The organism is Bacteroides oleiciplenus YIT 12058, assembly GCF_000315485.1.
Lineage (GTDB): Bacteria > Bacteroidota > Bacteroidia > Bacteroidales > Bacteroidaceae > Bacteroides > Bacteroides oleiciplenus.
Genome location: NZ_JH992940.1, coordinates 1,804,354 through 1,822,740 on the forward strand (window position 1 = coordinate 1,804,354; position 18,387 = coordinate 1,822,740).

At 44.0% G+C, this 18,387-nt stretch carries 14 protein-coding genes and 1 pseudogene; 5 read left to right on the plus strand and 10 right to left on the minus strand.

Features of this window, described 5'->3' with window-relative positions; all coding sequences use genetic code 11:
* Positions 1-209 precede the first annotated feature (209 nt).
* The gene (locus HMPREF9447_RS07605; RefSeq protein WP_009129122.1) at positions 210-1,034 is read left to right on the plus strand and encodes a glycogen/starch synthase; all 825 of its coding nucleotides are present in this window, start codon (positions 210-212) and stop codon (positions 1,032-1,034) included.
* 20 nt (positions 1,035-1,054) lie between these two features.
* Complete coding sequence (locus HMPREF9447_RS07610; RefSeq protein WP_009129123.1) at positions 1,055-2,605, plus strand: DUF4270 domain-containing protein; 1,551 nt, start codon at positions 1,055-1,057, stop codon at positions 2,603-2,605.
* 92 nt (positions 2,606-2,697) lie between these two features.
* Here the strand turns inward: HMPREF9447_RS07610 and HMPREF9447_RS07615 are convergent, their stop codons facing one another.
* The 3 genes from HMPREF9447_RS07615 to HMPREF9447_RS07625 are packed head-to-tail and all read right to left on the minus strand — an operon-like array spanning position 2,698 to position 7,352.
* Positions 2,698-4,107: a glycoside hydrolase family 57 protein gene (locus tag HMPREF9447_RS07615; RefSeq protein ID WP_009129124.1), complete on the minus strand. Its 1,410-nt coding sequence runs from the start codon at positions 4,105-4,107 to the stop codon at positions 2,698-2,700.
* A gap of 18 nt (positions 4,108-4,125) precedes the next feature.
* Positions 4,126-5,397 (minus strand): glycosyltransferase family 4 protein, encoded by a 1,272-nt coding sequence (locus HMPREF9447_RS07620; RefSeq protein ID WP_009129125.1) that lies wholly within the window; start codon positions 5,395-5,397, stop codon positions 4,126-4,128.
* A 14-nt stretch (positions 5,398-5,411) separates the two neighbouring features.
* The gene (locus HMPREF9447_RS07625) at positions 5,412-7,352 is read right to left on the minus strand and encodes a glycogen debranching enzyme N-terminal domain-containing protein (protein WP_009129126.1); all 1,941 of its coding nucleotides are present in this window, start codon (positions 7,350-7,352) and stop codon (positions 5,412-5,414) included.
* A 193-nt stretch (positions 7,353-7,545) separates the two neighbouring features.
* On the opposite strand from HMPREF9447_RS07625, the gene HMPREF9447_RS07630 reads away from it, so the two are divergent.
* Positions 7,546-8,262 (plus strand): rhomboid family intramembrane serine protease, encoded by a 717-nt coding sequence (locus HMPREF9447_RS07630; protein WP_009129127.1) that lies wholly within the window; start codon positions 7,546-7,548, stop codon positions 8,260-8,262.
* Here HMPREF9447_RS07630 and HMPREF9447_RS07635 read toward each other — a convergent pair.
* Positions 8,257-8,883, minus strand: coding sequence for a lysine exporter LysO family protein (locus HMPREF9447_RS07635; protein ID WP_009129128.1), 627 nt, complete (start codon positions 8,881-8,883; stop codon positions 8,257-8,259). The genes HMPREF9447_RS07630 and HMPREF9447_RS07635 overlap by 6 nt on opposite strands.
* Positions 8,880-9,161, minus strand: coding sequence for a LysO family transporter (locus tag HMPREF9447_RS07640; protein WP_044137563.1), 282 nt, complete (start codon positions 9,159-9,161; stop codon positions 8,880-8,882). Before HMPREF9447_RS07640 ends, HMPREF9447_RS07635 begins: the two co-directional genes overlap by 4 nt.
* A gap of 604 nt (positions 9,162-9,765) precedes the next feature.
* On the opposite strand from HMPREF9447_RS07640, the pseudogene HMPREF9447_RS07645 reads away from it, so the two are divergent.
* Positions 9,766-11,977 (plus strand): annotated as a pseudogene (locus HMPREF9447_RS07645) (glycoside hydrolase family 3 N-terminal domain-containing protein).
* A 34-nt stretch (positions 11,978-12,011) separates the two neighbouring features.
* Here HMPREF9447_RS07645 and HMPREF9447_RS07650 read toward each other — a convergent pair.
* Positions 12,012-12,608, minus strand: a complete 597-nt coding sequence (locus HMPREF9447_RS07650) for a MarC family protein (RefSeq protein ID WP_009129132.1) — start codon at positions 12,606-12,608, stop codon at positions 12,012-12,014.
* A 175-nt stretch (positions 12,609-12,783) separates the two neighbouring features.
* On the opposite strand from HMPREF9447_RS07650, the gene HMPREF9447_RS07655 reads away from it, so the two are divergent.
* Positions 12,784-13,446 (plus strand): Crp/Fnr family transcriptional regulator, encoded by a 663-nt coding sequence (locus HMPREF9447_RS07655; RefSeq protein WP_044137838.1) that lies wholly within the window; start codon positions 12,784-12,786, stop codon positions 13,444-13,446.
* A gap of 129 nt (positions 13,447-13,575) precedes the next feature.
* Here the strand turns inward: HMPREF9447_RS07655 and HMPREF9447_RS07660 are convergent, their stop codons facing one another.
* From HMPREF9447_RS07660 to HMPREF9447_RS07675, 4 genes are all read right to left on the minus strand, one after another.
* The gene (locus HMPREF9447_RS07660; protein ID WP_009129134.1) at positions 13,576-14,853 is read right to left on the minus strand and encodes a rhamnogalacturonan acetylesterase; all 1,278 of its coding nucleotides are present in this window, start codon (positions 14,851-14,853) and stop codon (positions 13,576-13,578) included.
* Positions 14,854-14,985: 132 nt separating this feature from the next.
* The gene (locus HMPREF9447_RS07665) at positions 14,986-16,113 is read right to left on the minus strand and encodes a glycoside hydrolase family 88/105 protein (RefSeq protein WP_009129135.1); all 1,128 of its coding nucleotides are present in this window, start codon (positions 16,111-16,113) and stop codon (positions 14,986-14,988) included.
* A gap of 18 nt (positions 16,114-16,131) precedes the next feature.
* Entirely contained in the window at positions 16,132-17,553 is a 1,422-nt protein-coding gene (locus HMPREF9447_RS07670) for a rhamnogalacturonidase (protein ID WP_009129136.1), read from the minus strand.
* Positions 17,550-18,230 (minus strand): DUF4450 domain-containing protein, encoded by a 681-nt coding sequence (locus HMPREF9447_RS07675; protein ID WP_044137840.1) that lies wholly within the window; start codon positions 18,228-18,230, stop codon positions 17,550-17,552. Before HMPREF9447_RS07675 ends, HMPREF9447_RS07670 begins: the two co-directional genes overlap by 4 nt.
* Between the last annotated feature and the right edge of the window lie 157 nt (positions 18,231-18,387).

The following is an 18,387-nucleotide window of genomic DNA, read 5'->3' on the forward strand; positions in this document are numbered from 1 at the left end:
ACGGTGCAAAATAAACTATTATTTAGCATATAAAGAAGAAATATCGCAAATTAATGCAAAAGTTATGTCCGCCCAAGAAGCCCTTCCAAGGCAATGTTGCACTGAAAAACAAGCAGTTAACAATTCATAAGGAATTATAGAGCTGACTTATTTGCCCAAGTGCCCGATTTTTTTTATATCTTTGCAGAATAATTGAGAACATTGTTATTATGACAAAGGCGAACAAGGTTTTATTTATTACACAAGAGATTACTCCTTACGTACCAGAATCCGAAATGTCCCTTGTAGGCAGACACCTACCTCAAGCAATCCAGGAAAAAGGCAGAGAAATCAGAACATTCATGCCTAAATGGGGGAATATCAATGAACGCAGAAACCAATTGCATGAAGTGATACGTCTCTCCGGTATGAATCTGATAATTGACGATACCGACCACCCCCTTATTATCAAAGTTGCTTCCATTCAATCTGCCCGCATGCAGGTCTATTTCATCGACAACGATGATTATTTCCAGAACCGCCTGCAAGCTGCTGATGAAAATGGCGTAGAGTATGATGATAATGACAGTCGTGCTATATTTTATGCACGTGGTGTACTGGAAACAGTGAAGAAGTTACGCTGGTGCCCGGATATCATCCATTGCCAGGGATGGATGGCTGCCTTAGCTCCTTTGTATATTAAGAAAGCATATAAGGACGAACCCTCATTCCGTGATGCCAAAGTGGTATTCTCTGTCTTTGAAGATGACTTCAAAGAATCATTCAGTGCTGATTTTGTGAACAGATTGATGTTGAAAGGTGTTGCAAAGAAGGATGTAGCCAACTTAAAAACTCCGGTGGACTATGCTACGTTGTGCAAGCTTGCCATCGACTATTCAGACGGTGTTATCCAGCAAAGTGAAAACATTAACGAAGAGGTGCTGGAACATGCCCGCCAATCCGGAAAACCGATTTTAGAATATCAAACTCCCGAAACCTTTGCCGATGCTTGTAACGAGTTCTACGATAAAGTGTGGGAAACAGAACAAAAATAAACAAGATAACAAAGAAAACTATGAAAGTTAAGTATTTAGGAGCTCTGCTTTTGACGGCAACTCTCACTTTCTTTGGTTGTGATGATAATACAGGTACATTAGGGATGGGTATGTTGCCCGGTTCTGATGGCATGTCTGCACATACAACAACGTTCAATGTAACTACAAGCTCTGTTCTTGCCGATTCTGTATTTGCTAAGACTAGCACTGGCTATGTAGGGCGTTTCACCGATCCTATATTCGGGTATTATGAAGCCAGTTTCCTGACGGAGTTGAACTGTATAGATAACTTCAAATTTCCTGAAAAATATGATTTTGATAAGAAAACAGGAATTCTGGTAGGGGATACAGTATCAGGTGTACGCTTAGTTGTTTATTACTCCACTTGGTTCGGAGATTCCTTAAATCCTTGCCGCATGAGTGCATATGAACTACAAGCTAAATTAGACCGTAATCGTTATACTAATATTGATCCGTCAGATTATTACCAGCCGAATGGTAAGTTACCCATATTATTAAATCGTAAGGCTTATACAGCTTATGACACAAGTATTACTGACGAAGAAAGAAATGCTACAGATAGTAATGGCAATAAAACTTATTATCCCAGTGTTACTTTTGAACTCAACAAAGAGACATATGGAAATGAATGGCTTAAGCGCTGCAGGGAAAATCCGGACTTGTTTAAGAACTCTAATGCTTTTATAGAGAATATATTCAAAGGCGTATATATAAAAAGTGACTATGGCGATGGAACTGTGCTATACGTAGACCGCGTAGATTTACAAATGAAATATCATTATTACGTGATAGATACTATAACCAATGCCCCCTATAAACGGAAACAGTATGGCTTTGAGAATGAAGACTCTACTGCTTACAGATGGAGAACTGAGTTTGCTTCTACTAAAGAAGTAATACAGGCTAATAAGTTCTTCAACTCTGATAAAATTCAGAAACTTGCTGAAGAAGACAAGCATACTTATATCAAATCTCCTGCCGGAATTTTCACAAAAGCAGTTTTACCTTACGATTCAATCAGCAAAAACTTGGCTGGTGATACACTTAACGCTGTGAAATTGACTTTCACCAATTACAATGAAGAAAGTAAGTATGAATTCAGTATGAGTGCCCCAAGGTATGCGTTGTTGTTACGTAAAATGGACTTTAAGAGCTTCTTTGAAGAGAACAAGTTGCCGGATAATATTACGTCATTTTCTGTAGAGCATAATAGTGTGGCTACTAATCAGTACACATTCAGTAATATTGCCCGCTTAGTTAGTACTTGTATCAAAGAAAAAGGTGCTGCCAAGAAGAAGGCTCAGGAAGAAGCAGGTGCTGCATGGAATGAAGAAAAAGAAAAAGCATGGGAAGAAGACTGGAGTACGGTATACTTGATTCCCGTTGCCATCACGTACGATACAAGTAGTAGTAACCAAAAGACAATGACAAGTATCCAGAACGATTTGCAACCGGGATATGCCAAATTAAAAGGTGGTCCGGCTAAGAATGGCGACGAAGTAATCACACCATTGAAGTTGGAAGTAACTTATACCACATTCAATAAATAAACTCTTTTTCCAATAAATAAGTAAAGGAATAAAAAAAGCCTTCCGTTCAGTTGAGCGGAAGGCTTTTTTATTGTGATATACTTTCAAGAAAATTACTTAGCAGCTTCTTTCTTGGTCGTTTTCTTTGCAGCAGGTTTCTTCTTTGCAGACGGAGCTTTAGCCTTTGTTGCAACAGTTTCTTTGGCCTTTACCGGCTTCTCTACAGATTTCTCTTTTTCCAGTTTTGCTTGCAACTTCTCCACTTCTTTGTTTAATTCATCAATCTCACCACCCTGATTCTTGATGGTCGTCAACAAAGCATTCAATTCTTCATTATCTATATCCATCGGATAAAGAGACTCTACTCGTTTAATGAAATCACCCAATACATTCATATAATTAGTGAATGCATCATAAGGAGACTCATAGATCCCCCGGTTCAAGCCTACAGTACTGTTCTTTGTCGTCATAAAGCGGAAGTTATTACTTGCCTGCAAATAATCCCAGTCTTGCTTGATACGGCGGTCATCAGAGAGATGAACACGTTCGGCAATGCTATACAATTTATTGAATGCTTCACGCTGCATGCTGTTACCCAACCAACAACTGGTGTCTCTCTCCTCATCCACCCAGGACATCGGATATGGAACATCCAGTTGAGATACTGACTTCAACTTAGTGATAACCTCGGTTGGCGTAGAGAATGCAATACCTTTTTCCTTAGCACAAACAGGCAAAGCTTTCAGGAATTCCAGAATATTGGAAGAAAGCGGCTGAGCCATACCCAATGCACTTAGTTCCATGAAAATATTGATAACCTGCTCTTCCTGTGGCAAAGCATCGATCCAACTAATATATTTATCGGCAAACAACGGATACTCATTCCATTCCGAATTAGAAAAACGCAAACTGATATCATCCGAGAGTTTGAAATCACGTAACAACAGTTTCAGGTTCTGATTGTGACTACAATGATATACATAGTGCGGACTCTTCCAACCCAGAATATGTTTGGCACCTTCAGTCAACATGCCTTTAAAGCCCATGCTTGCAACCAGTCCGCCAATCTCATCGGAATAAATCAAACTGGAATTGCGGAACACCTTCGGCGCTTTCCCGAACATTTGCTTCATCTTGGCACTCTGACGCTTCACTTCTTCCTTAAAGCAATCTTCGTTTGCCAAAGAAGAAAGACCGTGAGAATAAGGCTCGGCCAGGAATTCACAGCAACCGGTATCATTCAGCTGATGCAGCAAATCAATGACCGCCGGCGCGTGGATCTCCAATTGTTCCAAAGCCACACCAGAAACGGACAAGGCTACTTTGAATGCGCCACCAGAGTTTTTAGCCATTTCAATGAGTGCACTCAATGCAGGAATGTAAGAACGTTCAGCAACTTCATTAATGCTGAACTCGTTGGCATAATCATCATAATAATAGTGATTAGTGCCTATATCAAAGAAACGGTAACGTTTCAGGTGAATGATTTGATGAATCTCAAAATAAAGACAGATGGTTCTCATATCTATATTGTTTAATTGTTATCTATTATATTGTTTAATAACCTCTTCGTAGATACGGCGTACTTTCAAGCCTACATCTTCCCACTTGATGCCATCCACTTCTTTCTTTCCCTCATCGCGCAAATACTCGTAGAGCGCAGGGTAAGTACAGATAGCATAGATAGCATCTGCCATAGCGTGAATGTCCCAATAGTCGGTTTTGATACACTTCTCCAAGATCTCGGCACAACCGGACTGCTTGGAAATGATGGTGGGCACACTACATTGCATAGCTTCCAACGGAGATATACCGAATGGTTCCGAAACAGAGGGCATGATGTACACATCACTCGCTTTCAGCATTTCGTATACCTGACTCCCCTTCATGAATCCGGGGAAATGGAATCGGTCGGCAATGCCACGCTCAGCCACCAGGCGAATCATCTGATTCATCATATCACCGTTACCAGCCATCACAAACCGAATGTTACGCGTACGGTGCAATACCATAGCAGCAGCCTCTACGAAGTACTCAGGTCCTTTCTGCATAGTGATACGTCCCAGGAAAGTCACCACCTTTTCATTCGGTTTCTTTTGCGGCACAATGTCCTGTATCTCTTGCGGAAGCGGAGAAACGGCATTGTGTACGGTAGATACCTTACGAGGATCCTGAAAATACTTATTGATAACCGTCTGGCGCGTCAGTTCACTCACACACATGATGTGATCGGCATGATCCATACCGTTTTTCTCAATGGCATAAACAGTAGGATTCACATTACCACGGCTACGGTCGAAGTCGGTGGCATGTACATGGATTACCAACGGCTTGCCGGACACTTGCTTAGCATGGATACCCGCAGGATACGTCAACCAGTCGTGTGAATGAATGATTTCAAATTCCTGCTGCCGGGCTATGACACCTGCCACAATGGAATAGTTATTTATCTCTTCGTGCAGATTGGCCGGATAACGTCCGGAGAATTCAATGCATCCAAGATCATTGGCATTCAGATAATTGAAATCGGCATAAATATGATCGCGCAAATCATAATAAAGTTGAGGGTCCATATAAGAACCTACGCGCCCCTTCACATACTCCCAATCGACATCGCGCCACACTACCGGAGTGCTGTTCATACCTATGATGCGCAAAAAGCTCTGGTCTTCATCGCCCCACGGTCTCGGAATACAGAAAGTAATCTCCATGTCCTGTTGTTGGGACATTCCTTTCGTCAGACCGTAGCTGGCAGTTCCCAAACCACCTAGGATATGCGGGGGGAACTCCCATCCAAACATTAAAACTTTCATTTTCGTTCCTCCTCTTATAAATTATACTTAGACAACAACTTCAAGATGCGCAGTATTTCGGCCACGTTCATGGCAAAAGAAACTGCACCACGACCTCGGAACGGTGGATTACCATCAAAGAGTTCGGGCAGCGAACCAATACAATGACTCGTCATCTCATCTTCAAAGCCTATCAGATAACGTTCTACGAACGACACACCGCTCATCTTATAGATGCGCAAATATGCCTCCATATAGAAGCCCATGGGCCACGGCCAAGCCGTGCCCTGGTGATAAGCATAATCTCGCTGAGTTTGAGGACCGACATAATTCGGATTATATCCTCCGCTCTTCGGACTAAGAGTGCGCAGCCCTTTCGGCGTAAGCAATTCTTTCGTCACAATATCGAGCACTTGTTTCTTCTGTGCCCTGTCCAACGGGGAATAATCGAAAGCAACGGTAAATATCATATTGGGGCGAACGCTCCAGTCCATCATATATCCATCCACATAGTCGAACAGATAACCACACTCATTACGGAATACTTCTACAAAGGACTTTCCTGTCACTTCGGCCTGTGCATCCAGTTCGTCTGCCAGATGGACATTGCCATCCTCACGAACCAAATCGGCAATAAAACGAAGTGCATTATACCATAAAGAGTTCACTTCTACAATGTATCCCGTACGTGGAGTGACAGGACGACCATTAGCTGTAGAATTCATCCAGGTGATGGCTTTCTCTGTTCCATTGGCATAAAGCAAGCCATTTTCGTGCAGGAAGAGATTATCATGCTTGCGGCTACGGATATAGTCCATGATATCCTCCAGCAATTTGCCGTACTTCTGACGGCACTGCTCACGCGAAGTTTCCTTGGCGTATTGTTGCAAAGCCCAGATTGCCCATAACAGCACATCCGGGTCGTTCATTTCATATACCTTGTAAGTGGCAGGCTCTCCATTGATAAACTCACGAATAGCCTTTTCAGCAGTCAGCATTACGTCTTCAAACTCGTCTTGCTCATCTACTGCCAGCGTTAAACCCGGCAAAGAAATAAATAAGTCACGGGCACGGCACTTAAACCAGGGGTATCCTGCCAACACATAATGTTCATTCCCCTGCTTGTTATGGAATTGATGTGCCGAGTTCACCAGACAGTGATAGAAACTATCACGCGGCGTACGGTCTTCCACTTCCGCCTCAAAGGTCTGCTTCAACTTACGCGGAGATATTTCGGAGATACCGGCAGAAAATACAATGCTTTCTCCTTTCTTTATATCCACTTCGAAATAACCGGGAACATACAAATCTTCATTGAAGTCGTATCCACGTTCTTGTTCTTTGGGGTACTCGATACCACGATACCAGTCCGGCTGATAGTGGAACTCATTCTTCTTATTAAGTTGCATGAAGAGTTCGGGATAGCCGGGATACATACAGGTCTTTATACCATTCTCCACCAACTGGTAGTCGCGGTTTGCCTGCGGATTTTCGTGCGTATACTCGCGCACACTGCGGAATGCCAGAAAAGGGCGAAACCGGAGTGTGGTAGCCGAGTGGGCATCCACCAAGGTATAGCGAATCAAAATCCTATTCTCGTGATGTACAAAAATCTTTTCTTTACGGAGGATAACGCCTCCTACACGGTAAGTCGTCGCCGGAATATGTTCGCAGTCGAATTCACGGATATACTTATGTCCATTAGGACTGAAGTGATCTCCCTGATATTTATGCAAGCCCAGATTGAACTCCGCACCGTGCTGAATTACCGTTTCGTCCAAAGAAGATAGCAGCACATGGTTCTCATCGTCAAGATTGGGGACGGGAATCACCAATAGTCCGTGATATTTGCGTGTGTTACAATCTACAATTGTTGTACAATGATAGGCCCCTGACTTATTGGTCCGGAGTATCTCCCTTGGTAAAGATTCTTCCAGATTGATCATCAGAGTCTTGTCAAATCGTAAATAACTCATAGTTGTGCATTATTTAAAGGTTAATTGTTCAGGCATCATGCTCCATACCTGCGATAGAACGCTCCCAAGTATGGTAGTGATGCCCAAAAATACAAATTAAAGACAATACGCAAAATAAAAAGTTCATTTATTTTCATTTTTACTTAAATTATTTGTAGCATTGTACAATAATTAAAGAAGACTATACGAAAATATGAAGCATGATATACGCCGGATAGCTCTGGCAGCGGTTATACCGTTATTCCTTCTTTTTATTCTTTACCTACTGAAGTTCCTGGAAGTGGGCATGGATTGGGATTTCAGAAAATTGGGTGTGTATCCCATGGAGCAGAGAGGAGTATTTGGCATTTTTGCACACCCATTGGTACATGGCAGCTGGAGACACTTGCTGGCAAACTCATTGCCACTATTCTTCTTGTCGTGGTGCCTGTTCTACTTTTATCGGCACATAGCTTCCTATATATTCTTTGCTATCTGGATAGGTTGTGGAGCTCTTACCTTTCTTATAGGCAAACCTGGGTGGCACATCGGGGCCAGTGGAATCATATACGGCCTTGCATTCTTTCTATTTTTCAGCGGTATCTTGCGGAAACATGTACCACTGATTGCCATATCCTTATTGGTAACCTTCCTCTATGGCGGACTGATATGGAATATGTTCCCATTCTTTGCCAAAGAAACGACCTCGTGGGAAGGCCATCTCAGCGGAGCCATAGCCGGCACCATCTGTTCCCTGGCATTCATGGGATACGGACCTCAACGACCGGACCCGTTTGCAGACGAAGAAGAAACGTCTGATGAAGAGCCCGGCGAAGAGGATGAAACATGTGATGATTGCAACAATGCGGAAGAAGCCTATAAGATTGCAGAGACAGACTGCAATCAAACGAAAGAAGAGCAACCATCATAATTTGCAAAACATAGAAACAAAAAACGGTACACTCATATCAATGAGCAAGCCATGAAATATGGCTACGGGAACCATATCCTTCCCCGAATAACGGGTAATGACAGGCAATATCACATCCATCGAATTGACGCCTGCCGCCGAGATAGGCGCCAGTCGCCCGAAGTATCGTGCCAGCAGCGGCGCCCCCAACAGAGCCATCATTTCTCTGAATATATTTGCCAGCAAAGCAATAGTGCCCAATTCCGTTGCCAGTTGAAGCCCGATTGAAGCTTCTTTGAATTGCGTAATCAGCACAGACGACAGAGAATAATAAGCGAAACCGCTTCCCACCGCCATACAGTCAAAGATGCTCCAACGACTGAGCAGCAGACTGGCAAGTGCGGAAAAAATCAACGTTCCGCTGATAGTTGCCAACGGTATCAGCAGGAACTTCAGCCGGAGCTGAGAAATCATACTCTTCAACTCCTTGTTCGAACCAATGCTGATGCCTATCTGAAACATCAACGCATACAATATATATATAGACATATTACCTGTCTTCAGATCCACCGGAAAATATCCCAAGACTCCCAGCAGGCATCCGCCCACAAAAACTCCCAATACAATCAAACTATCTTTCATACCTTTTTCTTTTTAGAAGTGAAAAACAACTTTAATACAATCCATGAAGCCAAAATGCTGCCTACCGTAGCAGACAAAGCCAGCAATACCGCTTGCCAACCAAAAGAAAAGAGGTTGTCCACAATCAGTTTATTGGAACCTATGGTAACACCCAAAACAAACAACAGCAAAAATACCGTATAAGATATAGACACCTCCACTTTACGCAAAAGCGAAATGCGGCGAAAACCATAACCGATAACCATGCCCAAGAACATCAGGCCAACTATTTTAAACATATCAATTCTAGTTTAGATAATGCGCGGAACACTTGCCTGCCTTGCCAGAAAAGCTTATCTCCCGGCAAGAACGCAACAACAACCGCAATTACAAAATATGAGTAACTGAAAAACAGACCGCCGGTATCAAAACATCCGGCTAAAAATAGAAAAAGTTTTATAGAAGCATTTAGATAAAACCACTAAACCAATGTACATGCACGATGCTACAGCAGCAGTTTTGTTCATTCTGCGGCAATCGTATCAGAGGATTATATGTACATAAATATTTCATCATTGTTCTTAATTTGGGTGCAAAGATATAGTCTTTTTGCATATTTTCCAAATATATATCCAAAATACAATAAAAATAGAGAGAAAGCATATTATAAGTTCAATGCAAACTCGATATAAACTCGGTACATATTCGGTTCAAATTCGGTTAAATATACCATTTTACGAGAAATAACCGAATTTGCTACGAAAAAACATCAAGTATATAGAGAAGAATATAGAGAGAAAAGGAAATTCAACCGATGGATATGACAAGCGTTCCCCCTTTGCCTGAGAAGTTTGGATATTTACGCAAAAAGTGGTAATTTCACGCCGATCTAATAATAATAATATGAAGAAACTTACATTCATCAGTTGTATCCTTCTGGGTGGCTGGCTAAGCGGAGCAATGGCTGCCGATAAGACACAACCCGTCTATAAAAGTGCTAAAGCTCCCATTGAAGAGCGCGTGAATGACCTGGTTGGCAAAATGACTCTGGAAGAGAAAATCCAGCAATTGAACCAATATACATTAGGGCGAAATAACAATGCGAACAATGTAGGAGAAGAGGTCAAAGGTATTCCGGCAGAAATAGGCTCGGTCATCTACTTCGACGCAGATGCCCAACTGCGCAATGCCGCACAAAAAAAAGCCATGGAAGAGTCGCGTCTCGGCATTCCCATTATTTTCGGCTACGACGTCATTCACGGTTTTCGCACCGTTTATCCCATTTCGCTGGCACAGGCTTGTTCCTGGAATTTGAATTTAGTGGAAGATGCCTGCGCCATCGCCGCCCAAGAAGCCCGGATGTCCGGTGTGGATTGGACCTTCTCTCCCATGATTGACGTTGCACGCGACGGACGCTGGGGACGTGTAGCCGAAGGATATGGCGAAGACCCATATACCAATGCCGTGTTCGGTGTAGCTTCCGTCAAAGGTTATCAGGGCGAAGATATGTCCGACAGCAAACGAGTGGCTTCCTGTTTGAAGCACTACATCGGTTACGGTGCATTTGAAGCCGGACGGGATTATGTTTATAGCGAAATATCCAATCAGACTTTATGGGACACCTACATTCCTCACATATGAAGCCGGAGTAAAAGCCGGTGCCGCCACCCTGATGAGCTCTTTCAATGACATCAGCGGCGTTCCCGGAAGTGCCAACTATTATACCTTGACCGACATCCTGAAGAAACAGTGGAAACATGACGGTTTCGTCGTATCCGACTGGGGGGCCGTGCCGCAATTGATCGACCAGGGTTCTGCTGCCAACCGTAAGGAAGCTGCCTGCCAAGCTTTCAGTGCCGGAGTAGAAATGGACATGATGGGACATTGTTACGACAGACATATGGCTGAACTGGTAAAGGAAGGTAAAATAACCATGGAACAGATTGACGATGCCGTGAAACGCGTGCTCCGTGTCAAGTTCCGTCTCGGTCTGTTCGACACTCCTTATATAAAAGAAACCACAGAGCAAGAGCGTTTTCTGTTACCTCAAAGTCTGGCTACTGCCGAGCAATTGGCAGAAGAGACTATCGTTTTATTAAAAAATGAAGGCAACATTCTGCCCATTGCCACCGACAGCAAACAAACAATTGCCGTTATGGGGCCTATGGTTAAGAATAACACGGAACTCTTAGGTTCCTGGTCCGGTCACGGACGCGTTGAGAATGTTCTCGGCATCAACGAAGCTCTGGACGAGGAATTTGCCGGTAAAGCCAATTTAGTGTATGCTGATGGCTGCGATTTCGACAGTGAAGATACTTCCAAGTTCAGCGAAGCTCTGGAAACAGCACGGAAAGCCGACATCGTCCTGTTGTGCATGGGTGAAAAGAGAGGATGGAGCGGCGAAAATACTTCACGTTCCATCATAGAACTGCCCGCCATACAGGAACAATTCATCGCTGAAATGAAGAAAGCCGGAAAACCCATTGTATTGGTATTGTCAAACGGGCGTCCACTGGGACTTGCCAAAGTTGAGCCTCTTTGTGATGCTATCGTCGAAATGTGGCAACCGGGTGTACCGGGTGGCAAGCCTCTGGCCGGTGTATTATCAGGGCGTGTCAATCCTTCGGGCAAGCTATCCATCACTTTCCCCCGTTCCACCGGACAAATTCCCCTCTATTACAACCAGCGTAAAAGTGCACGCCCCAATAGTGGCAAGTATCAGGACATCCCTTCTACTCCATTATATAAATTCGGATACGGTCTGAGCTATACAACTTTCAGTTACGGTGACATCAAAATTTCAAAAGCTGATATCAAGCGTAATGAGAAATTCACAGTAGAAATTCCGGTTAGCAATACCGGGAAACGTGGTGGTGCGGAAGTGGTACACTGGTATATTTCCGACCCGTTCTGTCTGATCACACGCCCGGTCAAGGAACTGAAACATTTCGACAAGCAACTGATTAAGGCAGGTGAGACACATACATTCCGCTTTGAAGTAGACCCGATGCGTGATTTGAGCTTCGTCAACTCCAATGGAGAACGTTTCCTGGATAATGGTGAATATTACATCCTTGTGAAGGATAAGAAAGTAAAAGTGACAATAACGGATTAATAAACAGTTATTAAAAATAAAAGCTCGGCAGGCGCTACTTATGTAGCGCCTCCACCAGCAACGTAATGTTCGCCATGAACAATCTCACGGATATAGCCAGCAGAATGATACCGAAGAACTTACGGATGATATAAATGCCGCCTTTGCCCAGGAAACGCTCCACACGTCCAGTCATACTGACCACAAAGTACACCCATAACATGTTCAGCACCAAAGCAATGATAATGTTGACACTGGCATACTCCGCGCGAAGGGATAGCAAAGTGGTGAATGCACCGGCACCAGCCAGCAACGGAAAGACCAGAGGTACTAAAGTAGCTTCCTTGATAGGCCCTTGATTCTTGAATATTTCCACATCCAGAATCATTTCCAGAGACATCAGGAAGATAACGAATGCACCGGCAACGGCAAACGACTCAATGTCCACATGAAATAACTTTAACATCATATCTCCGGCATAAAAGAAGCCGATCAACAATGCAAAGGATATCAACGTCGCTTTCAATGCGTTCACATCCTTTCCTTTTTCCTTCAGATTGATGATGATAGGAATAGAACCAATAATGTCGATAACTGCGAATAGTACGATAAAAGCACTTATCATTTGTTGTAAATTGAATGCTGCAAACATACGTTCCTCCTTTTTTTTGCAAAGATAATCGATTTTTATGCATTCCGCAAGATTTAATTACTTGAATGAATAGCACGTTTAAGAAATAATAAAAAAAACAAAAAGAAAGGCTAAGTGTTTACGCCAGATAGCTATTATGCCTACATTTGTTTTCAAACAAGAAGTTGATAAAGATATGGAAACGATGTATGACACCCTGCTCCAATTACCACTATTTCAAGGCCTCGCTCACGAGGACTTCACCAGTATATTAGGAAAAGTTAAATTACATTTCACCAAGCACAAAGCTGGAGAAGTTTTAGTAAAAAAAGGTGCGGCATGTGGGCAACTGGTATTTATCTTGAATGGAGAAATCGCTTCATCTACTTCATCTACAGATAACTCTTACACCTTTACAGAGTTCTTCCAGGCACCTTACCTGATAGAACCGCAATCTTTATTCGGTATGAATACTTCCTATGTATCTACTCACGTAGCACGCACAGAAGTACGTACCGTAACTATCAGTAAAGCATTTGTTATGAATGATTTGTTCAGATATGAAATCTTCCGCCTTAACTATATGAATATCATCAGCAACCGGGCACAAACCTGCTATAACCGTTTGTGGACAAAAGTGCCTGATAAACTTGAAGCGCGTATTGTGGATTTTATTCTTTCGCACATTGAACGCCCTTCGGGAGAAAAGATATTGAAAATTAAGATGGAAGAGCTTGCCGATGCTATCAATGATACACGGTTGAGCGTATCGAAAGCTTTGAACGGTATGCAGGAAGAGGGACTACTGACACTCCATAGAGGGGAAATTATAATACCGGATGCGGAAAAGCTGATATAGTGAAAGATTAAAAAAAACAGTTCGAAAGCAGAGTAGCTGAACACAAATTACGCGAATTACGCAAATATAGTTTCTTTAAAACTCAGAGAAACATTTGCGTAATTCGCGTAATTTGTATTCTATTCTCTCCTAATTACCGTCTGGCTTCTCAATTTCCGTAAATGGACAATCATTCCATTTAAAGCTTTCGCGGGCATCCGGTTGGGCAGGGTTATATCCTTCATAATCTGTACGCAGAAATTTCACAAAGGGTAGCTCTGCTTTCTTCATTCCTTCAATTACACATTTAGCTATCTGATAAGCACCATACGGGTTAAAATGGGTATTATCTGCCAAAGGTTTATTCTGTCCCGGATAGGTATTGGCAGGATAGTGCACGAAAGCGTGTTTAGATTCGTCTACTCCCATTGCTTCATATAAGATACGGGTCATAGCATGCAAATCTACCAAAGGGATATTCTCTTTTTCTGCCAGCCAACGCACTGCATCGGGGAAGTCTAGATGGGTATCCTTTATCTTGCCATTCTCATCGAAACTGCGACGTTGGGTAGGTGTTACCAATACCGGCTGTACACCACGGACACGTGCCTCATCTACAAAAGTTTTCAGACTTGTCATAAAGGAATAGAAAGCACCTTTGCCAGGTCCCTTCTGCTTCTGGTCATTATGACCAAATTCCATAAAGATGTAATCGCCTGGCTTCATTTGCGTCAAGGCTTTCTTCAGGCGACCGGCACCTATAAAGGTATTGGCCGACTCGCCGGATTCAGCATAATTAGCAAAACAGATACTATCAGTGAAGAAACGGGTAACCATTTGTCCCCAACTGGCCCAAGGCTCATTATCCTGATCCACTACGGTGGAGTTACCGCATAGGAAAATAGTAGGAACGTTTTCCACGCGGTTGATGATTAATTCGGTCAGTTGAGGAGCATCTCCGTTGAATTCCAAAGTCAGTTTATCATCCCAGTTCAGTTTGCTGCGTTCACGGGGCTTGATGCGTACATCTTCTGTTTCCGAGATATGTATATTACGTTTGTTGATTGTAAAGGAGCAGGAAGATAATTCTCCCTTTTTTGTCTTTACATTCTCGAAGAAGAGGCGGCGGGACTCTCCTCGCAGAGTGGTTTCTCCTGCACTGCGTTTGCTACCGACAATGGCTGTGACGTGATAGTTTCCATCGGGCACGGCAACAGAGAAGAAGAAAGGAGCCTTGCTCTTGCCATCGGGAGAGGCGGATAAATCGTATCCATAGCCTTTTTCTTCGTCATACCGGTCAGTAGGTATCACTTTGACATATCCATCTTTTACTTTCTTACCAGGTGTGAAGTCGAATTTATAGCTTTGTGCGTTCGCACTAAATGCAATCAACACACCCCAAATCATTAATACTGCAATCTGTCTCATATACTCTGTCATTTTATGTTAGTTATCGTTTATCTCGCAAAGAAAAAGAAAAGGAACGACTTCACAGTCCCTCCTTCCCCCTAATTGATTCATCCGATCAATTATACTATAATCTATGAAATCTGTTACTAATTAATTCAATTTATAAACTTCTGCTCCTGCCAACAGAAAGCAACCTACACCGTAATCCTCAAAATCAGGTACTTTATCATAGGTCACCGGCTGGCCGTCTTTCGGTTCTTTCCCTGTTCCTTGCACATATCCCAGGCAACCATTTGGATGAACAGCATCCTGAACCATTGCATTCCAGGCTTTCAGCAATACCGGCAGATATTCTTTCTTATCCAGCAATCCCTTGCGTACGCCCCAAGCCATACCGTAAACAAACAGCGCCGTGCCGCTTGTCTCTTTTCCACCGAAGTTCGTTTCGTCATGCAGGCTCACATTCCAGAAGCCATCCGTACGCTGGCACTTCTTCAAAGCCTTGCTCATTGCAAGGAAGTCATTAATGTAATCCGCACGATGCAGTTCGTCTGCCGGAATTTCTTCCAGAACGCGCACTAATGCAGCGTATGCCCAACCGTTCCCACGGCTCCAATAACAATCCTCTCCATTCGGTTCCTTATAAGGAGGCACAAAGTCGGCGTCTCTCCACCACAATCCGTCTTTCGGATTGAAGAGTCCGTTCTTGCCATGCACGTTGCGGGAATAGCTGTACATTTCCCACATCTTATCATTATATTTCTGCTCTCCTGTCAACTTACCCAGCTTGGCATAGATGGGCATTGCCATTTGTATGGCGTCCACCCACGTCCAGTCATTCACCTGAGGAGCATTGACCACCATATCGATGCTGGCCTTGATTTTCCTGATTTTCTCCGGATCGGAAGACATGTTATACAAATCTATATAAACCTGTCCGCAGCACTGGTCGTCCGCATTGCGCGTGGTGTTTCCGTTGCGCATTCCCCATTTGTGATAGTCAGCCCATTGATAGGTGTAATCGTAATATTCTTCACGGGGAAAGATGGAGTACAACGCCATCAATCCCTCATAATACACGGCACGTGTCCAGATATTACTGGGACGTATGATGCCATTGTAAGACGGAGTACGATAGTCCGCATACTTCTTCATAAAGTAATCATTCACTTTTACCAGATTCTTGAGCGTCTCTTTCTTGTCGGGTAGCTCTTGGGCAACAGCGCTCCCGCATATGAGGCTCATAAAGAGGAAAACTCCTAATAGTTTCTTTTTCATGGTGTGGTTATAAATTTATTAATTCTTATACTCTTTACCGTCCACTGTTATATTCCGATATACCAACCCATCGGCATCATCCGTCACCAACAAAGGACGGCCGTCCGCCTGCTTGTAATGGAAGTGTACATCGTTCAAAGTCACGCCACGGGCATGACGGATATAAAAACCCTTTGCCGGAATAGTACCAAACATCCACGGCTCCGGATAAGTCTTTTCATTCTCGGGCGGGATGCGTTGACCGTCTTCCGCACTATATCCTCCCTGATGGTAAATATGGATATTGCTGAATGTCACATCTTCAATCAACGCTCCCGGCACGCCGCTGATTATGGAGGAATAGCGAGAATCGGCATTAAACACATTGACGTTACTGATAAGAATGCGTTTCATTGCCCCCACCGGAGTACCTTCGGGGCTGCGCATACGCTTGCCGAGGCGCAGGAAGAAAGGAGCATTCACAATATCCCGCATCGTAATGTTACTGATGACAATATCTTCCAGCTGTCCGCCGTCCACCGTTTCAAGGGCAAGGCCACGGCAACGCTCGAATATGCAGTTTGTAATGGCGATATTCTTAAAACCGCCGCTGGATTCTGTGCCGAGCTTGATGCGTCCCGTCACATAGCCATGGTCGGGAGCCTGAGGCTCATCGCGTTGCCAGGTGGCATCCAGCATGGCGCTGCGGTCGTAGCCGCTGACGTAACAGTCGGAAATAATCACATTCTCCGTATCCCTGAAACTACCGAGGGCATAAGAGGCTTTCAATACGATGGCATCATCCCAGGGAGAATTAACGCTGCATCCGGTGATACGTACATTCTTGCAACAATCTATATCAAACCCATCACGGTTAGTATCCACTTTCAGGTTGATGATACTCAGATTATCCACTCCCGTAGCTAACAGAGCGAAATGCCCGCAACGCAACATTGAGAAGTCTTTCAGTGTGATATTCTTGCAAAGTTTCAGGCTGATGGCCTTATTCCCCACTCCCGGCAGACGGCTCTCTTCACGGGTCAGTCCACGGCCGTAGATGAGTCCCGGTCCGCTGATGGTTACGTCTTCTAGGCCGATTCCCCAGATGAGGGAGTTCTTCCAATGGCTGTGGCCGAAGTCCTGATAACGGTTGTGCTCGTTGGGTTCCGCCTCATCATATCCTCCGTCGGGAGTGGGTGAAGCGGCAATGATGCGCGCACCTTGTTCCAGATATAAATGAACATGGCTGGCAAGACGGATGGAGTAACAGGCATATTCACCCGCAGGAACATACACCGTTCCGCCGCCTCCGGCAGAAGCCGCAGAAATGGCACGGTTGATGGCGGGCGAGTCGATAGTCACCCCGTCAGCCCGGGCACCATAATCTTTCACATTATGGATGGCTGCCTGCATCACAAGCATCCAGCAACAGGCCGATATGAATAAAGCTAAACGTCTCATCTCTTACTCTCCTTTTCAAACAGTTGCGGCAACATGAAGTAATTATAATCCGCCCCAGCATTCTGTTTATAGAAACAGAAGTAGCATTTCTCCTTCGCATTCCAGGAATAAAGAGAGGAAATGACAGGAGCATCCGTTTTCTTTCCGGAGTGATACAACTCGAGTGGCGACGTTTGCCGGCGGGCATCCGACAGGCGAAGCTCCGAGCCGATAGGCGCTATCCCCTGCGTGACGCGCAGGGCCATACTTGCACCATAGTACACCGTGAAAGCATTTTCTTCATCGCTGAATACATTGTCCCGGCAGGCTTCGGGAAAGATTACAGCGCCTTGTCCTGAGAGCGCTTCGTCTTCGTTGCAAGCCCCAAAGGCCCAGCACAAGGACAGATTTTCTGGTAAACGGGAGCCGGAAACCTCCACTAACAACCCTTTAGTATCCGTGAGAGGGCATATCATTAACCTAATTTTACCTATTCCTAACAATGCATCCTTTATTATGTATGTCCGGTCTCCCGTTTTTTCCAGTTCACATTCGTCCAGCCAACGGCTCTTGTCGCCCGCCACTATGCCCAGGCGGAAAGTGCCCGCCCCTTTAGATAAACGGAAAGGAAGTGCCTGCGCTTTCATCTCTGCCAGCACAAGAAGCAACAATAATATGATAGTAAGATTTCTCTTCATAGTATCCATTATATTCCGCTTATTAATCATGCTGCGAAAATAGGCCTTTTCACTATCCCAACGAATGGAAACATGTACATTTACATGGAAATTCATCTAAAAAGGCTCTATATTGCATAGATTTGTACTATTTTCCATAGCCTGTTTTCGCCCCGTC